The sequence below is a fragment of the Cyanobacterium sp. HL-69 genome (genome assembly GCA_002813895.1).
GTDB lineage: Bacteria > Cyanobacteriota > Cyanobacteriia > Cyanobacteriales > Cyanobacteriaceae > Cyanobacterium.
In genome coordinates, this window is sequence record CP024912.1 from 1 (window position 1) to 26508 (window position 26508).

The window sequence follows — 26508 nt, forward strand, 5'->3', positions numbered from 1 at the left end:
ATGAACAAAGGTGAATTAGTTGATGCAGTAGCAGAAAAGGCTTCCGTTACCAAAAAACAAGCTGATTCCGTAATCAGTGCCACAGTAGAAGCAATCATGGAAGCAGTTTCGAGCGGAGAAAAAGTAACCCTCGTTGGTTTTGGCTCCTTTGAAAGCCGTGACAGAAAAGCACGTGAAGGTCGTAATCCTAAAACTGGTGAAAAAATGAATATTCCAGCTACTAAAGTTCCTGCTTTTTCTGCTGGTAAATTATTCAAGGAAAGAGTTGCCCCTCCTAAATCCTAGTTAATCCCTAGGTTGATTTTTCCATAGGGGTAAAAAGAATAAATCCTCTTTCTGCCCCCTTTTGATTTTCAAAGGGGGGAACAGTCTCATTCTATGGATAAAATAACGTTCAATCATTAAAACACTATTACATTTTCCCCTTAAACTGAAAATCCTATCTAAATTCAGTAATACCTACCTATTCAATTCTAATGGGATCGACATCAATACTAAAGGAAACCGTACTAGGACAATATTGTTTTAGGGTTAATAATTGTTGTTTTAACTCATGGGAAAAAGGCTCGAGGGATTTGAGTAAAATTTGCCAACGATAACGCCTTGCTACCCTCATCACATTGGCAGGGGCAGGCCCTAAAATTTCTACATCATCGGGGAGTATTTGTTCACAAACATCGACGATCGCCTCTACCGCTTCCCTTACCTTGTTTCCATCCGCTCCTGTACACTTGAGCAAAATTAAACTACCATAGGGAGGATAATCTAGGGCTTCCCTTTGTTCCAATTCTGTGGCAATAAATGCAGAATAGTTGTGAGTTTGTACCGCCCCGATAACGGGATGCTCAGGGGAATAAGTTTGTATTATAACCTGTCCGGGATCATCTCCCCTTCCTGCCCTTCCTGCCACTTGGGTTAAGGTTTGAAAAGCCCTCTCACTGGCGCGATAATCAGAATGGAATAGTAAACCATCGGCAGATACTACCCCCACCAGAGTTACTTGAGCCAAATCGATGCCCTTAGTTAACATTTGTGTACCAATTAATACATCCGCTTTTCCCGCTTCAAAATCTTCTAAAATACGGCGGTGAGCATTTTTGGTACTGGTGGTATCACTATCAAACCGTAATATTTTCAACTCAGGGAAGGCTTTTTGCAATTCTAATAATACCTTTTGGGTACCCGTGCCAAAAAACTTGAGATAGGGTGAGCCACATTCGGGGCAGTTTCTCGGATGAATTTGGGTATGGTTGCAATAGTGACAGCGTAACAGTTGGGTAGCCCCTTCCTTGGGGTAATGATAGGACAAGGAAACATCACAATGGGGGCATTCCATCACATAACCACAACTGCGACAAGATACAAAGGTACTATGTCCTCGACGGGAAATAAATAGGATGGCTTGTTTTCCTTCCTCCTTAAGATTACCCAAGGCGTTACCGAGGGCGTGACTAAAGATGCTACGGTTGCCCTTGCGCAATTCTTGGCGCATATCGACAATTTCCACGGGGGGTAAGGGGCGGTTATAAACTCGGTTAGGGAGGGATAGGTAATGATTTTTTTGCTCGGATTCTGGGGGATTTTGCCCCTCTGTGGCGAGTTGCCATGATTCAAGGGAGGGGGTAGCTGACCCTAAAATTAGGGGGCAATTTACCAATTCTGCACGCCATTGGGCGACGGTTTTGGCGTGGTAGGGAGGGACGGGTTGACTTTGTTTAAAGCTGGTGTCATGTTCTTCATCGAGGATTATCATACCCAGATTAGGGAGGGGTGCAAATACGGCGCTTCGGGTGCCGATAACCACTTGGGGTTCTCCTGTGAGCATTTGGCGCCATGTGTCATACCTTTCTCCGTCACTCAGGGCGCTGTGATAAACGCAAACTTGTTGTCCAAATCTGGCTCGAAATCTGTCAGTGAGTTGGGGAGTTAGGCCGATTTCGGGTACTAAAACAAGGGCTGATTTTTTTTGTGCGAGGATAGGGGCGATCGCCCTTAGATATACTTCTGTTTTCCCTGATCCTGTCACCCCATGGAGTAGGCTAATATTAAACCCTTGTAAACTGCTGATTTTTTCAAATGCACATTGTTGTTCTTCTGTCAACACTTTTGGTAAATCTTTTTTAGGGGCAGAATTTTGTAAAAGTCGCAAACTCTCTCTTTCTTGGATTACCACACAACCTTTTTTTGCCAAACTATTAATAACAGAATTACTATTTAACTCGCATTTTTGCATTAAATCTGGTTGGGACAATTCTCCCCCGTTTGCCTTGAGAATGGCTAAAACATCCCTTTGTTTTTGGGTGATGGTAGTGGCGGAATTTTCACTAATAAAAGTAACCACTTTCAGATATTTTGGTTTAGCTTTGGCGGGGGGTTGTAGGTAGGTTTGCGCCCAATCTCTTTTGACTAAATCGTTAATGCCCCTCCTCGCCCCTTTTACCTTTTGATTGATGTAACTAAAAGTGTAATCACCATTTTTACTATTCTGTAATAGTTGCAAAACTCGCCATGCCATGGGAGGACAAAAGTTTTCTGCACCTTGGGGAATGTTATCAAATAAAAGCCTAACTCTTTTTTGCGATTTGCCTAATAATTTGGGTGGTAAAGCACATTTAATTACATAAATTAAATCTGTTAAATAATATTCCGAAACCCTAGTTAATAATTCCCAATAACGAGGAGGAAAAAAGCCCGATGTGATGACATCTTCTACTGTTTTAATCTGGTCAATTTCTAATGTTTCTGGGGGTTTTGATACCAGTTTAAGGGCGATCGCACCTACCACCGAATTACCAAAAGGCACACTTAAAATATCCCCTGCTTGTACCTCCATTTCATCACCGATGGCGTAGGTATATAAACCCTCAGCATAGGGGCAATCCACCAACACCTCTACCCACTGACAGTTTTTTGAGCCATATTCTATTTTAGGCTCTGCTAAAGTGAGGGTGGATGAAGATTGAGAATACATAAGGATTACAGGAACAATAACATTTACATCAATTATAGGCTCATGGCTGAGAGTTATGATTTGATTAATTTACTATGGTTTCTTATCCACCACCCATTGCCTTAACTGTCCATTAGTTTAGCTTCTTTGAAAGTTCCAAGATTTTCTAATAGGGTGGCACTAGCTTCATTTAAGCCAATTAGTTCTACATCAGCGCCACTACGACGAAATTTGATCATCACTTTGTCCAAAGCTGCGATCGCCCCTTGATCCCAAAGGTGCGCATGGGTTAAATTAATAAATACCTTAGTCACCAAATCATCAAAATCAAATTTACTGTAAAATTCCTCAATGGAAACAAAGAAAATTTGACCAGACACATTATAGGTACACAAAGAATTTTCCTCATCCAATACCTTCTCCACAAATACCAATTCCGCAATTTGACGGGAAAAAAAGATAGTCCGTAAAATAATCCCTGTAATCACCCCAAGGGCAAAGTTACTGGTAACCACCGTAACAATCATGGTACTCAACATCACAATAGTTTCATTGGGAGGAGTGCGTTTAATATTCTTAAAAGATGACCAACGAATGGTACCAATGGACACCATAATCATCACCGCCACCAATGCACCCATGGGCATCCTTTGCACCCACTGTTGTAATACCAAAATGGCAAATAACAAAAACATTCCTGCCGAAAAAGTAGAAAGTCGCCCCCTACCCCCCGACTGCACATTAATCACCGATTGCCCAATCATGCCACATCCTGCCATACCCCCGAAAAAAGAGGTAATAATATTGGCTATACCTTGCCCTTTAGCTTCTTGGTTTTTGTTGCTAGGGGTATCGGTTAATTCATCTACTAAGGCGGCGGTGAGGAATGAAGCCAATAAACCCACCAATGCCATGGTTAAGGAGGTGGGTAATATAATTTGTAAGGTTTCTAAATTAAAAGGTACATCGGGTAAACGGAAAAAAGGTAATGTGGCGGGTAATTCCCCCATATCTCCCACCGTAGGCACTCCTAAGTTTACATCTAAGTTAAAAACCACCGTAACCACCGTTGCTACCAATAAAGCAACTAACGGGGAGGGTACAACCTGAGTAAATCGGGGTAAAATGTAAATGATTAATAATGAACCGATGGTAATGGCATATACTGCCGAAGGTACGTTAGTTAATTGGGGTAGTTGTGCTAAAAAGATTAATACCCCCAAGGCATTAATATAACCCATCATCACCGCCCTAGGAACGTATTTCATTTGTTTTCCTAGTTTGAGGATACCAAAGATAAGTTGAAGAATACCTGTTAGAAGGGTGGCGGCAAAAAGATATTCTATGCCATAATCTTTAACTAGATCAATCATTAGTAACGCCATTGCCCCTGTGGCTGCAGAAATAGAACCCGGTCTTCCCCCCAAAAAGGCGGTAGTTACTGCTATGATAAATGAAGCGTATAAGCCTACTTTGGGATCAACCCCTGCAATGATAGAAAAGGCGATCGCCTCAGGAATCAACGCCAAACCCACCACTGCACCAGCTAAAAGATCTTCTTTAACATTGGAAAACCATTCCCTTTGTAGGGTGAAAGTGTTAATCATCTCCTCCTCTCTCTATTTTTGGCACGGGGAAATTTTAATACTATCACAAAACTTTACAAAAAAAATAACTAGGATCATTAACCTACCGTAACAGTGAGAGGTTTTCGCACCTTTTTTCTGATAACCTAGATTGAGTCGTTAAAATTTCTATAAAAACTATTTATATGACCGCATCTAATGATAGTGAACGTACTATTGTAATTGGTACTCGTAAAAGTAATTTGGCTTTGGTTCAAACCTACTGGGTAAAAAAAGAGTTAGAAAGTCATTTCCCCCATGTGGATTTTGAAGTGGAAAAAATGAGTACCCAAGGGGATAAAATCCTTGATGTTGCCCTCGCTAAAATCGGTGATAAGGGTTTATTCACCAAGGAATTAGAGTTGGGCATGATTAATAATGAAGTTGATTTTGCTGTGCATTCTTTGAAAGATTTACCCACCAATTTACCCGATGGATTAATGTTGGGTTGTGTCAGCAAAAGGGTAAACCCTGCCGATGCTTTGGTGGTGAATGAAAAGCACAAGGATAAACAGTTAGATACTCTACCCGAAGGCGCTGTCATTGGTACTTCTTCTCTACGTCGTCTTGCCCAGTTGCGCCACCATTATCCTCACCTTACTTTTAAGGATGTCCGTGGTAATGTTAACACCCGTTTGGCGAAGTTGGATGCAGGGGAATATGATGCCATTATCTTGGCTGTGGCAGGGTTAGAAAGGTTGGATATGAGTGATCGCATTCACCAAGTTATCCCTAGCGAAATCTCCCTCCATGCCGTAGGGCAAGGGGCTTTGGGCATTGAGTGTCGCACGGGGGATGAAGCTGTTTTAGAAATTATTAAAGCAATCCAAGATCAAGATACCCTTGATTGTACCCTCGCCGAGCGCTCTTTTTTACGGGTGTTAGAGGGGGGTTGTCAAGTGCCTATCGGAGTTAATACTTCCATTGAAGGGAATCAGTTAACTTTGATAGGTATGGTTGCAAGTTTGGATGGTCAACAGTTACTTAAAGATAGTGTAACGGGCGATCGCACCAATGCTGAAAAAATAGGTCAAGAATTAGCCGAAAAACTCAAAAATCAAGGCGCAGGAGAAATCTTAGCCGCTATCCTCGCCGAAATTGATCGCTAATTTTTATTTTGTAGGGGCGATTTCGTCTCTACATTTTATCAAGTAATTCATTGCACTTATCATGTTAATAACTAAATGTCTTGGATTGATAAAGCACAAACATTTTTGGTCATATTATCAGTTGGTGTTGGTTTAATATTAGGGCAAATAAATTGGATTGCTCAAATTAGTCCTATTTTGATTTTACCTTTACTAATATTGATGCTTTATCTTACTTTTTTGCCCATAGCATTAAGAAAGTTCAGTGGGATTTTAAATCAATTTAAAGTAGTATTTCTAAGCCTAACTATAAATTTCATTTGGACTCCTATTTTTGCATGGATTCTAGGAATAGTTTTTTTAGCAAATGCTCCAGATTTACGAATCGGATTAATTATGCTAATGGTAACACCATGCACTGACTGGTATATTATTTTTACTGGTATTGCAAAAGGTGACGTTACTTTAGCTACAGGACTTTTACCGCTAAATTTAATATTGCAAATTGTTTTGTTACCATTATATTTGTTAATTTTTACAGATAACTTAGTAAAAATTAATGTTAATGAACTTTTTGAGAGTGTATTTTTAGTTTTAATTTTACCCTTAGCCATAGCAACGATAACAAGGTACTTTATATTTCAACAAAAAAAAACTATAAAATGGTTTTATCTTAACATACCAAAAATAAATTTAACTCAGCTATTAACCTTAAATTTAGCGATAGTAGCAATATTTGCATCCCAAGGAAATACTCTTTTAAATAGTCCTCAAATATTCTTACAACTTTTGACTCCCATACCACTTTTCTTTGCGATAAATTTTCTTTTAGCTTACGGTATTAAAAATTATTTTCATTTTTCTTACGAACAATTTGCCTGTTTTAGTTGCACTACTTTATCTCGAAATTCTCCCTTATCCTTAGCTATCGCTACATCTATTTTTCCATCTCAACCGCTGATTTCTCTAACGTTAATTATTGGGCCTTTAATTGAATTACCCATTATGGTTTTAGTCTCTCAATTACTATTAAAAATCAGAAATATCAAACCTAAAGTTTAAGAAAAAGTCTGAAATTGCTCTAAAATAATTCTCATAGACGGGGATTATTTTGATCGCCCTTAAATAAGCGAACATTGGTTAATATACATAACCTATCCATAAAAAGCCTATTTTTAGAAAGACTACACAGTGGAACATCCCAAAATGGATCTAGGCGCGATCGCCCCGTGCTAGTATTAGATGGTGCCATAGACACAAATTTGATTAAATCTAATATTTTCTATGACCAAGAAAGATAAATTATGGAAAAAAGCAAAAACTAATCCTCAAAATCTCACTTTTGCTGAATTTGAAACCTTATTAAAACAATGTGATTGGCAACTTAGCCGTCAAAAAGGGAGTCATCGTTTATGGTATTCCCCAAAAAATCAACCATTACCAATTCAACCTCAAAAAGACGGTAAAGCTAAGATTTATCAAATCAAACAGTTTTTAAAATATCAAGAGGAAATATAACTATGAGTATCAATAATTATGATTTTGACAAATTTACTATTAATCTTTATGTAGATGAGAATAACGATTGGTTATGTTATTTTGTGGAAATGCCCAATATCTCTGCTTTCGGAGATACTCCAGAGGAAGCATTAATGGAATTACAAACAGCATGGGAAATGGTGAAAGAAGATTTTATGATCAAAGGATTAGATATTCCCATTGCACCTCGTCAATTGGCTTTTTCTTAACGAAAACATTCTATCCTCACGAAGATTATTTTGATCGCCCTTAAATAAGCTAAAGTAGTTAATATATATAACTTATAGAAGCAATTATAAATAAATAACTACTCCATGAAAAGCCTATTTTTAGAAAGACTCCATAGCGGAACATCCCAAAACGGATCTAAGGGCGATCGCCCCGTGCTAGTATTAGATGGTGCCATGGGTACAAATCTACAAGTACAAAACCTCACCGCCGAAGACTTTGGCGGGGCAGAATACGAAGGCTGTAACGAATATTTAGTCCATACCAAACCAGAAGCTGTAGAAATCGTCCATAGACAATTCCTCGAAGCGGGTGCTGATGTCATCGAAACCGACACCTTTGGGGGTACCCCCTTAGTATTAGCAGAATATGACCTCGCAGATCAATCCTATTACCTCAACAAAACCGCCACCGAATTAGCCAAAAAACTAGCCCAAGAATATTCTACCCCCGAAAAACCTCGTTTTGTGGCAGGAAGCATTGGCCCTGGGACAAAACTACCCACCCTCGGACATATCGACTACGATAGCCTAAGAGATGCCTATGTAACCCAAATCCATGGTTTATACGATGGAGGTGCCGATTTACTATTAGTAGAAACCTGTCAAGACGTACTACAAATCAAAGCCGTCCTCAACGCCATCGAAGAAGTATTTAAAGAAAAAGGAGAAAGACTACCCCTGATGGTATCCGTCACCATGGAAACCATGGGTACAATGTTAGTAGGTACAGAAATAAGTGCAGCCCTTGCCATCCTTGAGCCTTATCCCATCGACATTTTAGGGCTAAACTGTGCCACAGGCCCAGACTTGATGAAACCTCACATCAAATATTTAAGCGAAAATTCTCCCTTCATCGTCTCCTGTGTGCCAAACGCTGGTTTACCCGAAAATGTTGGCGGACAAGCGCACTACAAACTATCTCCCATCGAACTAAAAATGCACCTAATGCACTTTATCGAAGACTTGGGAGTACAAGTAATTGGGGGTTGTTGCGGTACTCGCCCTGATCATATCAAAGCATTGGCGGAAATTGCTAGTACCCTTAAAGCAAAAGAGCGTCATTACAATTATGAGCCTTCCGCCGCCTCCATTTATGGTACTCAACCCTACCATCAAGATAACTCCTTCTTGATTGTAGGAGAAAGACTTAACGCCAGTGGCTCGAAAAAATGCCGTGATATGCTCAATGCCGAGGATTGGGACGGTTTAGTATCCCTTGCCAAAAATCAGGTAAAAGAAGGGGCGCACATCCTCGATGTGAATGTGGATTATGTGGGGCGTGATGGGGAAAAAGATATGCACGAATTGGCTTCCCGTCTGGTGAATAATGTCACCCTTCCCCTCATGTTAGACTCCACGGAATGGCAAAAAATGGAGGCAGGTTTAAAGGTGGCAGGGGGTAAATGTATCCTCAACTCCACTAACTATGAGGATGGGGAGGAAAGATTTTTTAAGGTGTTGGAGTTAGCCAAGCAATACGGGGCTGGGGTAGTAATTGGTACTATCGATGAGGATGGGATGGCGCGCACGGCGGACAAAAAATATGAGATTGCGAAACGTGCTTATAATGATGCCCTTAAATTTGGTATTCCTGCCCACGAAATCTTTTTTGATACCCTTGCTTTGCCTATTTCTACGGGGATTGAGGAGGATAGGGAAAATGGTAAGGCTACCATCGAATCTATCAAGCGCATCCATGCAGATTTTCCTGAATGTCATTTTATGTTGGGGGTTTCTAATATTTCCTTTGGGTTGAATGCGGCGGCGCGTCAGGTTTTAAACTCTGTATTTCTCCATGAGGCGATGCAGGTAGGGATGGACGGTGCGATCGTTTCTCCTAATAAAATACTACCATTAGCGAAAATAGATAAAGAAGTCTTAGAAATATGCCTAGACCTAATCTATGATAATAGAAAATTTGATGGGGATATTTGTAGCTATGACCCCCTAGGAAAATTAACCACTTTATTTCAGGGGAAAACCACGAAAAGTAATAAGAAAAATGTGGCTGATTTACCCATCGAAGAAAGACTTAAACAACATATCATTGAAGGGGAAAGAATTGGTTTAGAAGATGCTTTAAATATAGCCCTAGAAAAGTACCCTCCTTTAGATATTATCAATGTTTATTTATTAGATGGTATGAAGGTTGTGGGGGAATTATTTGGTAGTGGACAAATGCAGTTGCCCTTTGTTTTACAATCTGCTCAAACCATGAAATCGGCGGTAGCTTTCCTTGAACCTTTTATGGATAAAGCGGATACAAATAGTAATGGAAAAGGTACATTTTTAATTGCCACAGTGAAGGGAGATGTTCATGATATTGGTAAAAATTTAGTAGATATTATTCTTTCTAATAATGGTTATAAAGTTGTTAATATTGGTATTAAACAACCCGTAGAAAATATTATTCAAGCCTATCGAGAATGTAATGCTGATTGTATTGCTATGAGTGGTTTGTTGGTAAAATCTACCGCTTTTATGAAAGATAATTTAGAAACATTTAACCAAGAGGGAATTAATGTTCCTGTTATCTTGGGTGGGGCTGCTTTAACTCCAAAATTCGTCTATGAAGACTGTCAAAATGTTTATAACGGTAAAGTTGTTTATGGTAAGGATGCTTTTGCTGATTTACATTTTATGGACAAATTAATGCCTGCTAAAAATAGTAAGCAATGGGATAATTTAGAAGGCTTTTTTGGCACATTTGAGGAGGAAAATAATCTCTTTAAAGGTCGTAATTTTGATGATTCGGGAGAGGTACAAAAAGAAGAGAAAAAAGAGCAGGAGAAGGAAGAAGTTAAGGTAATTGATACTCGCAGAAGTGATGCTATTGATCCTAATATTGAACGTCCTACACCTCCTTTTTGGGGTACAAAAATTATGTATCCTGATGAGTTTGATTTTGATGATCTTTTTTGGTATTTAGACTTACAAGCATTGTTTGCTGGGCAGTGGCAATTCCGCAAACCTCAAGGGCAACCAAGGGAGGAATATAATGAGTTTTTAGCTGAACAAGTTTATCCTATTTTGCAGGAATGGAAAGCAAAAATAAAACTAGAAAATCTTTTACATCCTACCCTAATTTATGGTTATTTTCCCTGTCAATCGGAGGGGAATACTTTATATATTTATAACCCTGAAAATCCAGAAGCTAAGGAAGAAATTGCTAAGTTTGATTTCCCCCGTCAAAAGTCGGGTAAACGGTTATGTATTGCGGACTTTTTCGCCTCGAAGGATTCAGGGGTAATTGATGTTTTCCCCATGCAGGCGGTAACGGTGGGTGAGATTGCCACGAAGTACGCCCAAAAACTGTTTGCCAAGGATGAATATACCAACTATCTCTATTACCATGGTATGGCGGTACAAACGGCAGAAGCCATGGCGGAATGGTGCCATGCAAGGATTCGTCGGGAGTTAGGTTTTGGGGATTTAGAGCCTGATAATATTCGGGAGATGTTTAAGCAACGTTATCAGGGTTCACGGTATAGTTTTGGTTATCCTGCTTGTCCTAATATGTTAGATCAATATGTGCAGTTAGATTTATTGGATACTAAGCGTATTGGTATGTATATGGATGAGTCTGAACAAATATACCCCGAACAGTCCACAAGTGCTATTATTTGTTACCATCCTGTGGCTAAATATTTTAGTGCTTAAATGAGGTTTTGGTGGGGATTACCCACCCTACAATGAATCATTGTATGATTAGTAAAATAAAAATTAATCATTAAATCAATAAAATATTATGACTTATACAATCGATGCTATTTTTCATGGTAAAGTTTTTGAACCATCATCACAAGTTAATTTAAAACCAAATACGAAGGTTAAAATCACCATAGAAGAAAATCAAGAAAATGGAGAGTTCAATCGAGCTTACACTTTTTTAAAAACAGCTAGAAATCTTAACATAGATGCTCCAGCTGACTTTTCGGAAAACATTGATAGTTATTTATAAGGCGAAATAGATGATAATAAATAGTAAAGTTTTCTTAGATACCTCCTATGTTATTGCCTTAATTTCTACTCAAGATAACTATTATTAAAACGCCTAAATAATTGCTGAAATTTTAGAAGAAAAATCTATTACTTTAATTACCACTCAAGCAATTTTATTAGAAATTGGTAACGCACTATCTAAGTTAAAATATCGTCAAGTGGCTATTTCTTTATTAAAATCGTTAGAAATTGATCCGAAAGTAGAAATTATTAACTTATCCGATGAACTCTATCAACAAGCATTTAAACTTTATTGTCAGCGTCAAGATAAAAAATGGGGATTAGTTGATTGTATTTCATTTATTGTCATGAAAAGATATGAAATTACTGAGGCTTTAACAACGGATATTCATTTTCAACAAGCTGGTTTTCGGGCTTTATTAAAAGAATTAGCTAAAAATTAAAATATGATAATTCACGGTATAGTTTTGGTTATCCTGCTTGTCCTAATATGTTAGATCAATATGTGCACTTGGATTTATTGGATACTAAACGCAGTGATATGTATAGGTCTTCATCAGAGCAAATATACCCTGAACAGTCCACCAGTGCTATTATTTGTTATCATCCTGTGGCGAAGTATTTTAGTGCTTAATTTCTTAAAAAATGGTGGGCTTTTTGCTCACCCTAAAAATTACAATCCAAGATAGAGATGGAAAGATCAAAAATGTTAAATAAACACTGGGATTCTATTTTTGCTGACAAAAAAGATCATCAATTAGGTTGGTACGAAAAGGATATAAATCAAACTCTAAAATTTATTGACACAACCATTAATTTTTCAGTCTCTAATCACACTGTTTTTTTACCAGGTGTTGGAACTTCTCTTTTAGTGGATGAACTAATTATGCGAGGAGCAAATTTAATTTTAAATGATATTAGTGAAGAAGCCTTAAATAAATTAAAAATTAGAATTAATAAAATTAGTAATGACAAAAATAAAATTCATTGGTTACATCATAATATTGCTCAACGACTACCAATAAATATTCCTTTATGTGACGTATGGATAGATAGAGCCGTACTTCATTTTTTGCTCACAGAAGATGATATTAACGGTTATTTTCAAAATTTACATTCTTTCGTTAAGTCAAAAGGCTATGTATTACTGGCGGAGTTTTCTGTTTATGGGGCGAGTAAATGTGCAGGTTTAGAATTACATCGTTATTCTTTAGAGGAAATGACTGAAAGAATGGGAATTGATTTTAAATTGTTAAATTATGAAAATTACACATTTATTAACCCTTCGGGTAATTCACGCCCTTATATATATACTTTATTTCAAAGACAGTAATTTTTAACATTCTAAATTTATATTTTTTCAGATAAAGATTAACCCTTGAAGCTGAGTTTTGGCTATTTGATATGAAGACAAATCAAGAAAAGCAATTAATTTGTGACTGGGAAGAGTTCTGGGGTTATTGTGAGACAGTAACTCAAGGTATTATTAATAATAATAAATCTTATACTCAGGCGATCGCCATTATACGAGGAGGATATTATTTAGGAGATTATATTTCTCGCCGTCTCAATATACCTTTAGGAGTCATTGCCACCAAAAGTTATTCTGACGTTAACCATAAACAACAAAAATTGACCATCGGAGAATTTTCTTGGGTAGAAAAGCCCTGTGGTAAAATCTTATTAGTTGATGACTTGGTAGATAGTGGTGTCACCCTAAAAGCCATCAAAGAAAAACTAATTCAAGAATATAAAGTGGAAGTAGATACAGCTGTGATTTGGAAAAAATCCCATGGTCAATTTGAACCAAACTACTATCATAGTATTACTTCCTCAGACTCTTGGATTGTTCAACCCTTTGAAAAGTAATAATAAATTTAAATCTCTATTAAAAATAACATTTTTTATTTTAATTACTACTCTTGAATTTCAATTACAAATTAATATAAATGACTTTGAAGGCAATTTTGTTTGATTTTAGTGGCGTTATCATTAATGATGAAAATATTCATCGTCAATTGATTAATGATTTATTAATAGGTGAAAATTTGAGACCTTCAGGGGAAGATTATTATAATTTATGTTTTGGTAGGTGCGATCGTTTTTGCCTAAAAGATATACTAGAAAAAAAAGGTCGTGTGGTTACTAATGATTACTTAGATCGATTATCTATCAAAAAATCTCAAGATTATCGCTTGATGATTAAGGGTATGGACAACCTCCCGATTTATGAAACTGTCATTGGCTTTATTCGTCAGATGCCCGAAAAATGCTTACACCTTGCCCTCGTCACAGGGGCTTCTAAGGATGAGGTAGAGTTTATATTGGATAGAGCAAAAATAGCAGAATATTTTGATGTTATTGTTACGGGGGAAGATGTCAAAGCCCGTCAACCTCAGCCCGATGCTTATCTTTTAGCGATGGATAAGTTAAACGAAAAATATCCTGATTTACAATTAAAACCTAATAACTGCTTGGTAATAGAAGACACTCCCGCAGGAATTGAAGGAGCAAAAAAGGCTCAAATGCAGGTGGTTGGTATTACCCATACTTATCCTTTCCATATGCTTCACCGTAAGGCTGACTGGTGCGTTGATTATTTAGCAGAGTTAGACTTAGATTTAGTTAGTGAGGTATTAGCACGAGATTGATTTTTGATCTATACTTGTATATGGTTTCGATCTGGGGCATTAGCTCATTTGGTAGAGTGCTGCGATCGCACCGCAGAGGTGAGGGGTTCGATTCCCCTATGCTCCATAAAACAGAAAAAAACCCGATGGATGGTCGGGTTCAGTTTTTTAATCATCATGAATCAATAAGGATTTACTTAATTTAAGTGAGCATTAAATATGCTTAATATCACAAGTAAGAGGGCAGGAAGCATATAAGGGTAGTATTTGCTGATTGACTTCATGGTCATGGAGCCAACCAAGCCATTTTACATCACGGGGATCAATTCCTTTTATAGTCAATAGCAAGGAACTAAGAAGAATTGTTACTGCCATAGATCCTAAAATGCTACCTGTCACTACCAAGATAGCACTGGCTGGTAAAATTGATTGTAATATGATCGCTCCTAAAATTCCCACGGTCATTAAAATGACTACCACAGGAAATCCTACTACCAAAAAACATACTGTAAGGGTAAATGTCCAAAGTAGGAAATTTTTGGCGATCGCTACAAAATAATTATTCTGCCAACCGTCTCGTTGAGATATTTGCATTATATGATACTCCTTCTATTTATTAAAGACAACAAAGATTTTTTCTAACTTTACTTCTCCGATGGAAAAGTCGGAAACTTTTAAAGTTTTTCTCTATATTGTCAGTATAGGATAACTAAAATGGAAATGAAGGTTTTTGCAATATTTTGTTACATCTTTCTCTAAAAACTGTGGTATGAAAATCGATAATTCCTTGATCCCCATTAATTTCTGGAACTTTTTTAAGTTTGAGAAGTTTAATTGTTACATTTCTTTACTTTGTAACTAATTTCTCTCAGGATTGGTCTGAAAAGTCATCCCTTTCGCCTTTATATGAACTTTACATATAAAAGTAAACACAAAAAAACTCCGTGGAATTACGGAGAGAATAATTTAAAAACCATTGATGAATAACAAAAAAGCCGTTGAGCCAATATTTAGCTTTTAGAGAGCTTATTTTTCTTTATCAATAAACCAACAGACATAAATCCTAAGCCTAACATCATACTTGGTTCAGGAATTTCTTTTTGCTGAACAAAAACAGAAACATTGGATAAACCTTGAGCGTCTCCTTTCTTGTTGGTACTTACTCCTGATGTTACCCATTTTATTGTGCCAGGGTTAACCACATCACCCCAAATGGGAGCATCCCATTTATATAAGCTGATGGCTGTTGAGGATTTAAAACTAACTACAACATTAAAGTTTCGGGTAAAAGTTAAATCATCGAATGGAAGACCCTCTTTTTCGTAATCTTTTTGAATAAAAGTATTAATTTTATCAATGTCAAATGATATACTTCCCGTTGTTCTATTATTATCATCAGTTGAAACACTGAAACGAGAATCAACCTGATCGTCTTCTCCTAAGTTTTGTTTTCCGAGAGAAATCCAACCTCCTGAACCAAAAATTTTGTCCCCATTTAATAAATTAGTTGCCAGAAGTTCTGGAGAATTACCACTATCTTTTTTTTCTGAAGGTTTAGGTTTAGTATCATAGGCTCCTCTACAATCACTATAAGCAGGTTGAAAAACTTCCGCTGCGGCACTACAATCGAGACCTGTTGGTGATAAGCTGGCGGCTTGAACATTAGACCGATTCGCAAGGGACAGGCTCAGCCCCAAAGTTAGTAAACTCGCTCCAAGTATTTGTTTATATCCTGTTTTCATTATCTTTAGTTTTGTTATTTATCAATGTCTTTGTTTACTAATTATTTTTTTATTTATTCCCTATGACTTACTTAAGTATAAGTAAGTATAAGGTTAACATTATTTTCTAAAAAAGATCAATATTTTTAAAATAAGATTTTGTAAAGTTGATTAGAAGCTTTTAGCTTTATTTTTATGGACAAAATTATTTTGAGTAAATAATAGCTATATGTAACGAATAAAGATATTTGTGTGCTGCTTGAACCTATAGTCAATGACACTAAACATTTTTCAAAATACTACTTTTTTTGACGAATAGACTATCAAATAGTTAAATAGTCTGTATTTTTTGTTAAAAGTATTTAACAATAATTCTTGATAGATTCAACATACGTACGTAATATGTTAAGACAAAAATCTGCGCTAGGTTCATAGTAAATTTTCAGAAAAAAATGTGTAACTTGCCATTTGTTTGCTAATGTCTAAAAAATAGTCATATTACACTCATAGCGTACTAACTGAGCAAAAATACTCATGGTTGAACAATTAAATTTACTGAATCAAGGTCAAGTTATTCCTACGGCACTACATACTGAAATGGAACGCTCATATTTAGAATATGCCATGAGTGTGATTGTGGGACGGGCTTTACCTGATGTGCGGGATGGATTAAAGCCTGTGCATAGGCGCATTTTGTATGCCATGTATGAATTGGGATTAAGCCCCGATCGCCCTTTTCGCAAGTGTGCAAGAGTAGTGGGGGATGTTTTGGGGAAATACCACCCCCATGGAGATCAGGCAGTGTATGATGCCATGGTAAGGCTGATACAGGACTTTTCTAGCCGTTATCCCCTGTTGGCTGGTCATGGAAATTTTGGGAGTGTGGATAACGATCCAGCAGCTGCCATGCGTTACACTGAAACGAGGTTAGGGGCGATCGCCTTTGAAACCATGCTAGAGGAAGTAAATGAGTCCACGGTGGACTTTAGCTCTAACTTTGATAACTCTCAGCAAGAACCCGTGGTTTTACCAGCAAAACTACCGATTTTGCTCCTTAACGGTTGCTCTGGTATTGCCGTAGGCATGGCGACTAATATTCCCCCCCATAACCTTAATGAAATTGTAGATGGTTTAATTGCCCTTATCGATCAACCTGATATTAGTGATGAGAAACTAATTAAATTAATCCCGGGCCCTGATTTTCCCACAGGGGGAGAAATTATTGACACCAAAGGCATAAGAGATGCCTACTCTACAGGGAAAGGTATTATTCCTGTGCGTGGACTAGCCACCATCGAAGAATTAAAAACTCAGAAAAAACGTAGTCGTACCAAAACTGCCATTATCATTACCGAGTTACCTTTTCAGGTAAATAAAGCAGGATGGATTGAAAAGGTTGCTCATTTAGTTAATCAAGGCAAAATAAACGATATTTCCGATATACGGGATGAGAGCGATCGCACTGGGATTAGGGTAGTGATAGAATTAAAAAGAGATGCTAACCCCCAAGCCATCCTTAACCAACTTTATCGACAAACTGCCCTCCAAAGTAACTTTGGCGTAATTTTGCTTGGTTTAGTGAACAAAAAACCTTGTCAGCTTTCCCTCAAAGAAATATTACAAGAATTTATACAATTTCGAGAACAAACCCTCACCAGACAATATAACTACGAATTAGAAGATAAAGAAGATAAAACTAACCTTTTAGCAGGGTTAATCAAAGCCCTAGATAACCTAGATATAGTTATCGACATTTTACGCCATGCCCCCGATGGCACTACTGCTAAAACTACCCTCCAATCAGCCCTCGATATTAACGATGCTCAAGCAAATTCCATCCTTGCCATGCCCCTTCGTCGTCTTACGGGGTTAGAAAGAAAGAAAATAGAGCAGGAATATCAAGATTTAGAAAGTCGTATCAATCAATTGAAAGAGTTACTAGCAGATAGAAAGGAATTTCTAAAAGCCCTCAAAAAAGAATTGCGTAGTTATAAACGCAAATTTGGTGATAACCGTCGTACCAAAATTATTACCGTCACTACCCCTGAAAAGGATACTAAAACTTCTGATAGTAAAACTAAATCTCAAACTCCCGCCCTTCCCCTCATTACCAGTCAGGAATTAACCGATGATGCCGTGGTACAAATTAGTGCCAAAGGGAAAATTTATTGGCAGCCCCAAAGTGCGATCGCTTCTACCCCCATGATCAAGAAAAACACTGATTTAATTACCCATCAGGAGTTAATCAAAGACAAAAAAGAAATAATCGTTATCCTCGATAGCGGAAAAGCCTATCCCCTCAGCGTTAGTGATATTCCTCGCCATCCCACCAAACAAACCATCAGCCGACTTATTTCCGAAAGTGCCACCAAAGACAACCATCAACCCATCAACTACATTACCATTACCCCCGAAAATCAACACCTCAGCCTAGTGTTACTCACCGCAGGGGGATTTATAAAACGTATTGCCATCAGTGAATTAGACAACATCGGCAATCGGGGCTTCACCCTCATCAAATTAAAACCAAAAGATAGTCTTCACTCCCTCTTTATCGCCCAAGAAGGTCAAGAATTAGTTACCGCTACCACTGGGGGGCGTTTACTCCGTCATACGGTGAATGATGACAACATGGCAATTATGGGTAAATCTGCTCAAGGTAATATTGCCGTTAAAGTGAGGTTTGGGGAGAGTATTATTGGTTCGGTATTGGTAGATAAAAAGGAAAATGTGCTGTTAATTTCTGAGATGGGTTACGGAAAAATAGTTCCTATTAATAATTTACGTCCCCTTGGTACAGGTAAGGGAGGGGGTTTAGGAAATCAAAGTTTCCGCTTTAAACAAAAAGAGGATAATTTGGTAACAATGTTAGTACCCAATGATCATAAAACCGTCATTGCATCTACGGATTTAGATAAACGACTCATCATTGATGTTAATAAATTATTTAATAATGATGGTGAAAAGGCGATCGCCAAGTTAATGGATCAAGAAAAAGTAACTTTTGCCGTTAATTGGTGGGGAAGGAGTTAGTTAAATTGGGGTAACAAAACCTAACAAAAAACCCTGCAATCAAGAGATTGTCAGGGCAAATCAATTTTTAATGCTTCCTTCTCCCTAGGGCATAAGGAAAAAATTATTTATTTATCAACATCTAACCTTTCTTCCAACTTAGCAATATCTAAGAGAGTTTTAAGCACAGAATCAGGGTTAAGACTAATGGAGTCAATGCCTAATTCCACAAGGAAACGGGCAAATTCGGGATAGTCGCTGGGTGCTTGTCCACAAATACCGATTTTACGGTTATTTTTATGGGCTTTTTCAATTACCATTTTCACCATATCCTTCACGGCTTGGTTGCGCTCGTCAAATATATGAGCCACGAGGGAAGAATCTCGATCCAATCCGAGGGTAAGTTGGGTTAAATCGTTAGAACCAATGGAGAAACCATCAAAGATTTCACTAAATTGATCCGCTAAAATAACGTTACTGGGTATCTCACACATCACATATACCTGTAAGCCATTTTCCCCCCGTTTTAAGCCGTGTTTTTCCATTTCTGCTAATACTCGACGACCTTCATAGGGTGTACGACAGAAAGGAATCATCGGTATTACGTTAGTTAAGCCCATGTCGTCCCGTACCCGTTTAAGGGCTTTACATTCTAAGCCATAGGCATCCCGATAGTTTTCGTCATAGTAACGGGAAGCACCACGCCAGCCAATCATGGGGTTTTCTTCGTGGGGTTCAAAATCTTTACCCCCTAAAAGGTTGGCATATTCATTGGATTTGAAGTCAGACATTCTTACTACCACAGGATTAGGATAGAACGCCGCTGCGATCGCCCCTACCCCTTGAGCCACCTTATCCACAAAGAAATCAGCTTTGTTTTCATAACCCCTCGTCAGGTGCGTAATTTCCGCTTTTACCCCTTCATCGGTCAACTCATCAAACTTCATCAAAGCTAAGGGATGAGCCTTGATATGATTGGCAATGATAAACTCTAAACGAGCCAAACCAACCCCATCACAGGGAATAGAAGACAACTTAAACGCTTCCTCTGGGTTGCCCACATTCATCAAAATTTTAGTCTTAGTTTTCGGCAAATTATCAAGGGGAGTTTCAATGACATCAAAAGGAATTAAATCCTCATAAACTCGACCTTCTTCCCCCTCCGAACAAGACACCGTAATATCTTGACCTGTTTTGATAGTTGCCGTGGCATCACCACAACCCACAATGGCAGGGATACCCATTTCTCGGGCAATGATCGCCGCATGGCAGGTGCGCCCCCCTTGATTAGTAACGATCGCACTGGCTTTTTTCATAATCGGCTCCCAGTCTGGATCAGTTTTATTGGTTACCAAAACTTCCCCTTCCTTAAACTGGGCTATTTCATGGACATCGAGAATGACACGGGCTAAACCTTGCCCAATCATTTCTCCTACCGCACGACCTCTTACCAAAATATTACCACTGCCAAGGAGTTTATAATCTTTCAGGACATTACCAGCCTTACGAGATTGTACCGTTTCGGGACGAGCTTGGACAATGAATAATTCTCCCGTTTGTCCATCTTTCGCCCACTCAATATCCATGGGGGTAAGTTGTCCCCGTTTTTCGCTGTAATGCTCCTCAATAATACAAGCCCATTTTGCAAGGATGAGGGCTTCATCATCGGTAATGGCGTATTGTTCCCGTTTTGGCTCAGACACAGGCACGTTTTTCACCTGTTTACCACCGCCCAAGTCATAAACCATCTTAATTTCCTTAGAACCAAGACGCTTGTTAAGGATGGGTTTAAAACCTTGTTGAAGGGTAGGTTTAAAGACGAAAAATTCATCAGGGTTAACCGCTCCCTGCACCACGTTTTCTCCTAAGCCATAGGCCGCTGTGACAAAGGCGGCATCTTTAAAGCCTGTTTCGGTGTCGATACTGAACATTACCCCAGAGGATGCTAAATCCGAGCGCACCATTTTTTGAACCCCCACCGAGAGGGCTACTTCAAAGTGATCAAACTTATTCATGGTACGGTAAGAAATCGCCCGATCCGTAAAAATAGAGGCAAAACATTTATGGCAAGATTCCAATACATCTTTTACCCCATGGACGTTAAGATAGGTTTCCTGTTGCCCCGCAAAACTCGCATCAGGTAAATCTTCCGCGGTAGCAGACGATCGCACCGCCACATCAGTATCATAAGCACAATCCCGCTTTCTCATTTGCAATTCTTCAGTTTTTTCACATAAAGCAGGATCTGCCCCATATCTTTGGCACAATTTAAAGTAAGCATTGGCGATCGCAAACTCCAACTCTTTAGGAAAAGGAGTATTCAAAACCAACGCCCTTGCCTGTTTTCCCACCGATTGCAAACTAGCGAGGTTATCCACATCCAAATTAGCAAAGATTTGACGCAACTGAGCCTCAATTCCTGCATTTTTCACAAAGTAACGATAAGCATGGGCTGTGGTAGCAAATCCAGTGGGTACATTTACTCCTTTTTTCGTCAACTGTTGAATCATTTCCCCAAGAGAAGCATTTTTGCCCCCCACCATGGGAACATCTTCAATGCCCACTTCCTCAAACCACAACACAAATTTATTTTCTTTGTCGGTTATGGAATTAATTTTTTCTGGAGCGGTGTTAACCATAATAACTGATCTCCTCTATGATTATTGTCATCTTCCAATACTTAGAAACAGATCTATTTATCAAAAGTAATAGAATTTTTATTAACTAAATAACCTTGTCAATAGTTGTTATTAAGGCAATATTTCAACAATTATTTTAAAGGGATTGTTATTACTTTGATACCTTTTATTTTTTCTTAATAAAACTTTCTAATTTTATCGTAAATCTTTTATCAAAAAAAAGCTAACATATCTTAATGTTTCTAATATGATCAGAAGATTTTGTGAATAGTTGATAATTTATTTAAAAGCCTATTTTCATTAAAGCAAATAAATGATCCCTATTATTCACTTTGACAAAAAACTTAACGAATCTTTGATTTTGTATATAGAACCCATTTGGTATCTCAGGAAGCAGTGAGTCTTTTTAAAAGTAATCGAATAAAACATAAGTTAACTTTTTGGGTGGAGTTGAATAAGGTTCTTTCAAAGTTTTTGACCAAATTTTTACATCTTTCCATCCAAGCATTAGATCTTTCAATGATCCATCTTGCTTTGACTACCACAAATCCTTTTTTTCCTTCTGATTTTTTTTGTTCAGAAGAGATTTTGCCTGATTTTTCCATACGAATTTTCTTTCCAATTTGTGGATAAACTTTTTCTAATTCCCTCATGATAAAATCAGGATGATAACCCGAATCCACGAGGATCGTAATTTTATGAACATTCATGGGTTTGGCACGAAAATAATCTATGTTCTCACTCAACATCATGATTAATCCTCGATCATCGGAAACACTTGCCTTTGTGCAACAAGTGAAAAAAGGAAATCCCAGACTATCCACTGCTAAATGTCTTTTAATACCATTGGTGAGTTTATACCTACAAAATCCTTTACTCTCTACTCCTGCACTACAAGTATTTTGTACTGCTTGAGAATCAATGATTATTAATCGAGTCCAAGTGGATTTTTTTTTACTTTTTCCCTTAGTTGCTTATGAAGCTCACACATCACCATTTCAAAGATACCCTCTTTTTTCCAGTTTTTATAATGCCAGTAAACTGTAGAATAAGGCGGTAAATCCTTGGGTAAATCAGACCAATTACAGCCATTTTTGAGTTGATAAAAAATACCATCCCAAATTTGTCTTTTAGACCACTTTGGTGGACAAGTTCGTTTCTTTTTTGGTAACAGAGGTTTGATTACTTCCCATTCTTCATCACTTAGACTGCTAGAATATGCCATCCTTCTATTTCTCTATGTTTTCATCTCAATATTCTACTAGATACCAAATGGGTTCTATAAAAAATCTTTTGAATAGTTCTGTAAAACAATACTAAATTTTTTTTGAATAATATATCTATCCGTTAACTTGAAATGGAGATGATTAAGCAACGCCTACAATCATAAACCGTTCCCCGCCATAATTAGTAAGTTATTAAAACAGGATTGAATATTAATTGAGGTAAAGTTGTAAATTTCACAAGCTAGAAAAAACCCCAACCACCATAAGATGATTGAGGAAAAGAAAAGTAGTATGTAACAAAGAGATAGATTGCGAAAAATTAGGCTTTAAAATTTACCCAATCTTTAGGTTGTAGGAAAAAGTCCGTTAATTGTGCTTCAGGACTTCCTTTTTCGGGTTGATAACCATATTCCCAACGGGTAAGAGGGGGTAAAGACATCAAAATAGATTCTGTGCGTCCATTAGTTTGTAAACCAAAAATAGTACCACGGTCATAAACCAAGTTAAACTCGACATAACGCCCACGGCGATACAGTTGGAAATTACGCTCCCTTTCACCATATTCCATGGAATTACGACGCTCTACAATGGGTAAATAAGAAGGTAAGAAGGCATTGCCACAGCTTTGTACAAAGGCAAATATATCTTCCCAACTGTGATTTACTTTACCCACTTTCTCGCTATATTGATGGGCTAATCCTTGATTGTTAGAACCTCCATAAAGGCTTCCTTCGCTGTTTTGGTAATCGAAGAAAATACCCCCAATACCCCTTGCTTCCTTACGGTGTTTAAGATAAAAATATTCGTCACACCATTCCTTGAAAGCGGGATAATATTCGGAATTATGGCGATCGCACCCAGTTTTCAAAGTTTTATGAAAATGTACCGCATCCTCCGCAAAAGGATAATAAGGAGTTAAGTCAGCACCGCCCCCAAACCACCAAACAGGGCCTGCCTCAAAATAACGATAATTTAAATGCACCGTAGGCACATAGGGATTACGAGGGTGAAGCACCATGGATGTACCCGTAGCATAAAAACCATGACCAGCACCCTCAGGACGTTGGATAAGAATAGAAGGAGGCAAAGTATCACCCCAAACCTCAGAAAAATTCACTCCCCCTTGCTCAAAAACACCCCCATCACGAATCACTCTAGTGCGTCCACCGCCCCCTTCTGCCCTTTCCCATTTATCTTCCTGAAAACGAGCTTTGCCATCGATTTCCTCCAAACCTTGACAGATTTTGTCTTGCAACTCCATCACAAATTTTTTAGCTCGCTCTCTGGAGTTGGTGGGAATATCTATTTTCTTTTGATTAGATGCTTGATTTAATACCGTGGTCATATTAGCTTTTGTCAAAAAATAGTAGTAAAGTCATTCATCACTATAAAGCGATAAATAAAGCATTAGCCAGTATTTGAAATAAAACTTTACAGTTTGAATAAATGAATGAGAGTGACAGAAAACAGTGGAGTGCTGATAATAACAACAGTTTTAGGGACACATAGCGACAAGGGGAAGAGTAATAGTATTTTTGGTTTCTTTTTATTTAGCAAAGCTCAAGTGCTTAAAGGAAAATCGTTTATATACAACAAATAGAGCAGGTTAAGTGACTTGTTAATAAAGATAGTCTTTAAGTAATGTAACAAATTGATGCAAAGAAAAGATAATCACTCTAAAATCAAATAAATATAATCGCTATTAAGTAATTAAATATGACATCTGCCGCAATTCAACCTCAAAGCAATAAAAAGAAAGCCATAAAAGAAACCTTACTTACTCCTAGATTCTATACCACCGACTTCGAGGCGATCGCCTCCATGGACATCTCCAGCCAAGAAAAAGAATTGAGAGCCATGTTAACCGAAATGAAAAACGACTACAATCGCAATCATTTCATCAGAGACGAAGACTTTGAAAAAACATGGGATCATGTAGATGGAGAAACCCGTGCCGCCTTCATCGAATTTTTAGAGCGCTCCTGCACCTCCGAATTTTCAGGCTTTATTCTTTTCAAAGAAATATCTCGCCGTATCAAAGAAAAAAACCCCCTTCTTTCCGAAGTTTTTAGCCTAATGGCAAGAGACGAAGCCCGTCACGCAGGATTTTTAAACAAAGCCATGGGCGACTTCAACATTTCCCTAGACCTGGGCTATCTAACCAAACATAGAGTTTATACCTTCTTCAAACCAGAATGGATAATTTACGCCGTTTACCTCTCTGAAAAAATTGGCTACTGGCGCTATATCTTAATGTATCGTCACCTCGAAAAAAATCCCGACTACCAATTTTATCCCCTCTTCAAAAAATTTGAACATTGGTGTCAAGACGAAAGCCGTCATGGAGACATCTTTAACGCCCTCCTTCGCTCTCAAAAATCTATGTGGCAAGGATGGAAAGCCAAATTATGGGCAAAATTTTTCCTTCTTTCAGTTTTCGCTACCCATACCCTCACCGTCCACGAAAGGGAAGACTTTTATCAATCCGTAGGCTTAGATGCCGAAGAATATGACCGTCAAGTAATCATCAAAACCAATCAAACCGCCGCCAAAGCATTCCCCGTCATCCTCGATACCGACAACCCCACCTTCTTCCCCAGACTCGAAAAATGTAATGAATACAATATCCAATTACAAAAAATTGGGGATTCACAACAACCCCAATTTATCAAAATGCTTCGCAAAATGCCTATTGTGGTAGCAATCTTCTGGAATCTACTCTGTCTATATTTACTAAAATCTAAAGATGCCGAAGAATTAAGAACCGTTGTTCTTTAAAAATTACTCAAATCTAAATTATTTCCCACTAAAAATCCATACCACTTACCATGGTGGGAAATATCACCAATTACCTGAAATGAAAAAATAACTAAATAAAACCAAAATCACAGACGAACTAAAATATTATTACCATGGGTATCTGTGCCACAGGTAGATAAGAGATCATATTTCTCCGCCAACGATTTAACAACATTCATCTGTTTACGACTGGATTCCCAAGGTTGAGGATTACCATAAGCATAATAACTTTCTACCCCATCAATGCCCAACAAACTTGCTTCAGGAATTAACTCCTCGGCACGACGACGATAACGGCTAGGATGTGCCAACACTACCAAAGCACCAGCTTTATGAAGACTATTAATCACCTCTTTTGCCTGAGCATCATTTCCTTCTGGCTTATATCCTCCTAAATACTTTCTCATCACAGGAGCATGGGGATCAAAACCATATCCAAGTATGTGAACGATGGTACCATTCAACTCAGAAGTAATTTCCACTCCAGTCCAAAGATGAGGCAACAAAATGGAGTCGTTAACCTGCTTCTTTCGTTTCATCCAAGATAAAGCACGATAAAAACCATCAATACTATGATGATCCGTAATAGCTAAACCTTGCAAACCAATTTGAATGGCTTGTTCTATAAGTGATTCGGGGGTTAATTGTCCATCCGAACAACTGGTATGTAAATGGAAATTATATTGAAATGGACAACTACTAGGTTGAAGATTTGCCCATACCTGTTCTAGTTTCTTGGTATCTTGAGATATTTGGTTGTTAACCCATAGGGGTTTCTTTTCTTTGCTCAATAGCATAAATCGGTTAATTGTTACAGATTGTTAAACTTAATTTAACAAATAAAACGATGTTTTGACCGTAAAAAATGAACAAATAATTGATTTTTTTTATCAGAAATACTAATTTAAGTATTATTACTTATGCTTGTTTTTTATTACACAGATTAGTTAGTTAAATCATTAACAAGTCATTAATCTTAAGTTCACCACAAATTAAAAAAAATACTTAAGAATAAACTATTGAAGCTCTGTATGATTTAGCTTATCAGCGATTAAAGTAACCCGTAAAGATTTGATATTAAATAGA

23 protein-coding genes, 1 tRNA gene and 1 pseudogene are annotated in these 26508 nt (G+C 37.8%); 15 read left to right on the top strand and 10 right to left on the bottom strand.

What is annotated here, in order from left to right:
- Complete coding sequence (locus tag AA637_RS00005) at positions 1–285, top strand: HU family DNA-binding protein (protein ID WP_069791918.1); 285 nt, start codon at positions 1–3, stop codon at positions 283–285.
- 178 nt (positions 286–463) lie between these two features.
- Here the strand turns inward: AA637_RS00005 and priA are convergent, their stop codons facing one another.
- Together priA and AA637_RS00015 are read right to left on the bottom strand one after the other, a co-directional pair.
- The gene (priA, locus tag AA637_RS00010; RefSeq protein ID WP_446683380.1) at positions 464–2971 is read right to left on the bottom strand and encodes a primosomal protein N'; all 2508 of its coding nucleotides are present in this window, start codon (positions 2969–2971) and stop codon (positions 464–466) included.
- A gap of 101 nt (positions 2972–3072) precedes the next feature.
- Positions 3073–4557, bottom strand: coding sequence for a SulP family inorganic anion transporter (locus AA637_RS00015; RefSeq protein ID WP_446683381.1), 1485 nt, complete (start codon positions 4555–4557; stop codon positions 3073–3075).
- Between the two features lie 164 nt (positions 4558–4721).
- Here AA637_RS00015 and hemC point away from each other — a divergent pair, with 164 nt between their 5' ends.
- Together hemC and AA637_RS00025 are read left to right on the top strand one after the other, a co-directional pair.
- Positions 4722–5684 (top strand): hydroxymethylbilane synthase, encoded by a 963-nt coding sequence (gene hemC, locus AA637_RS00020; protein ID WP_446683382.1) that lies wholly within the window; start codon positions 4722–4724, stop codon positions 5682–5684.
- Between the two features lie 75 nt (positions 5685–5759).
- Positions 5760–6725, top strand: coding sequence for an arsenic resistance protein (locus AA637_RS00025; RefSeq protein WP_446683383.1), 966 nt, complete (start codon positions 5760–5762; stop codon positions 6723–6725).
- A gap of 31 nt (positions 6726–6756) precedes the next feature.
- On the opposite strand, the gene AA637_RS00030 is transcribed toward AA637_RS00025, so the two are convergent.
- Entirely contained in the window at positions 6757–6915 is a 159-nt protein-coding gene (locus tag AA637_RS00030; RefSeq protein WP_446683384.1) for a hypothetical protein, read from the bottom strand.
- A 32-nt stretch (positions 6916–6947) separates the two neighbouring features.
- Between AA637_RS00030 and AA637_RS00035 the strand changes: the two genes are divergently transcribed.
- The 10 genes and pseudogenes from AA637_RS00035 to AA637_RS00080 all read left to right on the top strand — a co-directional run bounded on the left by AA637_RS00035 (position 6948) and on the right by AA637_RS00080 (position 14152).
- Positions 6948–7181 (top strand): type II toxin-antitoxin system HicA family toxin, encoded by a 234-nt coding sequence (locus AA637_RS00035; RefSeq protein WP_446683385.1) that lies wholly within the window; start codon positions 6948–6950, stop codon positions 7179–7181.
- A gap of 2 nt (positions 7182–7183) precedes the next feature.
- Positions 7184–7411 (top strand): type II toxin-antitoxin system HicB family antitoxin, encoded by a 228-nt coding sequence (locus tag AA637_RS00040; protein ID WP_446683386.1) that lies wholly within the window; start codon positions 7184–7186, stop codon positions 7409–7411.
- A gap of 105 nt (positions 7412–7516) precedes the next feature.
- Complete coding sequence (gene metH, locus AA637_RS00045) at positions 7517–11092, top strand: methionine synthase (RefSeq protein ID WP_446683387.1); 3576 nt, start codon at positions 7517–7519, stop codon at positions 11090–11092.
- An 88-nt stretch (positions 11093–11180) separates the two neighbouring features.
- Entirely contained in the window at positions 11181–11393 is a 213-nt protein-coding gene (locus AA637_RS00050) for an antitoxin family protein (protein ID WP_446683388.1), read from the top strand.
- A 109-nt stretch (positions 11394–11502) separates the two neighbouring features.
- Positions 11503–11838 (top strand): type II toxin-antitoxin system VapC family toxin, encoded by a 336-nt coding sequence (locus AA637_RS00055; protein ID WP_446684617.1) that lies wholly within the window; start codon positions 11503–11505, stop codon positions 11836–11838.
- Positions 11838–12029 (top strand): annotated as a pseudogene (locus AA637_RS00060) (vitamin B12 dependent-methionine synthase activation domain-containing protein); the annotation flags it as partial. The gene AA637_RS00055 and the pseudogene AA637_RS00060, both read left to right, overlap by 1 nt.
- Positions 12030–12086: 57 nt before the next feature.
- Positions 12087–12728: a methyltransferase domain-containing protein gene (locus tag AA637_RS00065; protein WP_446683389.1), complete on the top strand. Its 642-nt coding sequence runs from the start codon at positions 12087–12089 to the stop codon at positions 12726–12728.
- Positions 12729–12799: 71 nt separating this feature from the next.
- Entirely contained in the window at positions 12800–13264 is a 465-nt protein-coding gene (locus AA637_RS00070) for a phosphoribosyltransferase (protein WP_446683390.1), read from the top strand.
- An 80-nt stretch (positions 13265–13344) separates the two neighbouring features.
- Entirely contained in the window at positions 13345–14046 is a 702-nt protein-coding gene (locus AA637_RS00075; RefSeq protein ID WP_446683391.1) for an HAD family hydrolase, read from the top strand.
- Positions 14047–14079: 33 nt separating this feature from the next.
- Positions 14080–14152 (top strand) — tRNA-Ala (locus tag AA637_RS00080).
- Positions 14153–14238: 86 nt separating this feature from the next.
- Here the strand turns inward: AA637_RS00080 and AA637_RS00085 are convergent.
- Positions 14239–14619 (bottom strand): hypothetical protein, encoded by a 381-nt coding sequence (locus AA637_RS00085; RefSeq protein ID WP_446683392.1) that lies wholly within the window; start codon positions 14617–14619, stop codon positions 14239–14241.
- Between the two features lie 416 nt (positions 14620–15035).
- Positions 15036–15767: a PEP-CTERM sorting domain-containing protein gene (locus AA637_RS00090; protein WP_446683393.1), complete on the bottom strand. Its 732-nt coding sequence runs from the start codon at positions 15765–15767 to the stop codon at positions 15036–15038.
- 513 nt (positions 15768–16280) lie between these two features.
- Between AA637_RS00090 and AA637_RS00095 the strand changes: the two genes are divergently transcribed.
- Positions 16281–18779 (top strand): DNA gyrase/topoisomerase IV subunit A, encoded by a 2499-nt coding sequence (locus AA637_RS00095; RefSeq protein WP_446683394.1) that lies wholly within the window; start codon positions 16281–16283, stop codon positions 18777–18779.
- Between the two features lie 107 nt (positions 18780–18886).
- Here AA637_RS00095 and ppsA read toward each other — a convergent pair whose 3' ends face one another.
- The 4 genes from ppsA to hemF form a co-directional block, all read right to left on the bottom strand.
- Positions 18887–21397: a phosphoenolpyruvate synthase gene (gene ppsA, locus AA637_RS00100; protein ID WP_446683395.1), complete on the bottom strand. Its 2511-nt coding sequence runs from the start codon at positions 21395–21397 to the stop codon at positions 18887–18889.
- A 386-nt stretch (positions 21398–21783) separates the two neighbouring features.
- The gene (locus AA637_RS00105; protein ID WP_446684618.1) at positions 21784–22326 is read right to left on the bottom strand and encodes a transposase; all 543 of its coding nucleotides are present in this window, start codon (positions 22324–22326) and stop codon (positions 21784–21786) included.
- Positions 22326–22622, bottom strand: coding sequence for a transposase (locus AA637_RS00110; RefSeq protein WP_446682652.1), 297 nt, complete (start codon positions 22620–22622; stop codon positions 22326–22328). The genes AA637_RS00105 and AA637_RS00110 overlap by 1 nt, the downstream gene beginning before the upstream one ends.
- 320 nt (positions 22623–22942) lie before the next feature.
- Positions 22943–23968 carry an oxygen-dependent coproporphyrinogen oxidase gene (gene hemF, locus AA637_RS00115; protein ID WP_446683396.1) on the bottom strand — a complete coding sequence of 342 codons (1026 nt, stop codon included), beginning with the start codon at positions 23966–23968 and terminating at the stop codon, positions 22943–22945.
- A gap of 371 nt (positions 23969–24339) precedes the next feature.
- Between hemF and acsF the strand changes: the two genes are divergently transcribed.
- On the top strand, positions 24340–25401 hold the full coding sequence (acsF, locus tag AA637_RS00120) for a magnesium-protoporphyrin IX monomethyl ester (oxidative) cyclase (RefSeq protein WP_446683397.1): 1062 nt from the start codon (positions 24340–24342) through the stop codon (positions 25399–25401).
- Between the two features lie 107 nt (positions 25402–25508).
- Here the strand turns inward: acsF and AA637_RS00125 are convergent, their stop codons facing one another.
- Positions 25509–26219, bottom strand: coding sequence for a PHP domain-containing protein (locus tag AA637_RS00125; protein WP_446683398.1), 711 nt, complete (start codon positions 26217–26219; stop codon positions 25509–25511).
- Positions 26220–26508: the final 289 nt, after the last annotated feature.

Excerpts from the sequence above, each read along its gene's own strand:
- AA637_RS00005 (WP_069791918.1), top strand. The coding sequence starts at position 1 with ATGAACAAAGGTGAATTAGTTGATGCAGTAGCAGAAAAGGCTTCCGTT.
- priA (WP_446683380.1), bottom strand. The coding sequence starts at position 2,971 with ATGTATTCTCAATCTTCATCCACCCTCACTTTAGCAGAGCCTAAAATA.
- AA637_RS00015 (WP_446683381.1), bottom strand. The coding sequence starts at position 4,557 with ATGATTAACACTTTCACCCTACAAAGGGAATGGTTTTCCAATGTTAAA.
- hemC (WP_446683382.1), top strand. The coding sequence starts at position 4,722 with ATGACCGCATCTAATGATAGTGAACGTACTATTGTAATTGGTACTCGT.
- AA637_RS00025 (WP_446683383.1), top strand. The coding sequence starts at position 5,760 with ATGTCTTGGATTGATAAAGCACAAACATTTTTGGTCATATTATCAGTT.
- AA637_RS00030 (WP_446683384.1), bottom strand. The coding sequence starts at position 6,915 with ATGGCACCATCTAATACTAGCACGGGGCGATCGCGCCTAGATCCATTT.
- AA637_RS00035 (WP_446683385.1), top strand. The coding sequence starts at position 6,948 with ATGACCAAGAAAGATAAATTATGGAAAAAAGCAAAAACTAATCCTCAA.
- AA637_RS00040 (WP_446683386.1), top strand. The coding sequence starts at position 7,184 with ATGAGTATCAATAATTATGATTTTGACAAATTTACTATTAATCTTTAT.
- metH (WP_446683387.1), top strand. The coding sequence starts at position 7,517 with ATGAAAAGCCTATTTTTAGAAAGACTCCATAGCGGAACATCCCAAAAC.
- AA637_RS00050 (WP_446683388.1), top strand. The coding sequence starts at position 11,181 with ATGACTTATACAATCGATGCTATTTTTCATGGTAAAGTTTTTGAACCA.
- AA637_RS00065 (WP_446683389.1), top strand. The coding sequence starts at position 12,087 with ATGGAAAGATCAAAAATGTTAAATAAACACTGGGATTCTATTTTTGCT.
- AA637_RS00070 (WP_446683390.1), top strand. The coding sequence starts at position 12,800 with ATGAAGACAAATCAAGAAAAGCAATTAATTTGTGACTGGGAAGAGTTC.
- AA637_RS00075 (WP_446683391.1), top strand. The coding sequence starts at position 13,345 with ATGACTTTGAAGGCAATTTTGTTTGATTTTAGTGGCGTTATCATTAAT.
- AA637_RS00085 (WP_446683392.1), bottom strand. The coding sequence starts at position 14,619 with ATGCAAATATCTCAACGAGACGGTTGGCAGAATAATTATTTTGTAGCG.
- AA637_RS00090 (WP_446683393.1), bottom strand. The coding sequence starts at position 15,767 with ATGAAAACAGGATATAAACAAATACTTGGAGCGAGTTTACTAACTTTG.
- AA637_RS00095 (WP_446683394.1), top strand. The coding sequence starts at position 16,281 with ATGGTTGAACAATTAAATTTACTGAATCAAGGTCAAGTTATTCCTACG.
- ppsA (WP_446683395.1), bottom strand. The coding sequence starts at position 21,397 with ATGGTTAACACCGCTCCAGAAAAAATTAATTCCATAACCGACAAAGAA.
- AA637_RS00110 (WP_446682652.1), bottom strand. The coding sequence starts at position 22,622 with ATGGCATATTCTAGCAGTCTAAGTGATGAAGAATGGGAAGTAATCAAA.
- hemF (WP_446683396.1), bottom strand. The coding sequence starts at position 23,968 with ATGACCACGGTATTAAATCAAGCATCTAATCAAAAGAAAATAGATATT.
- acsF (WP_446683397.1), top strand. The coding sequence starts at position 24,340 with ATGACATCTGCCGCAATTCAACCTCAAAGCAATAAAAAGAAAGCCATA.
- AA637_RS00125 (WP_446683398.1), bottom strand. The coding sequence starts at position 26,219 with ATGCTATTGAGCAAAGAAAAGAAACCCCTATGGGTTAACAACCAAATA.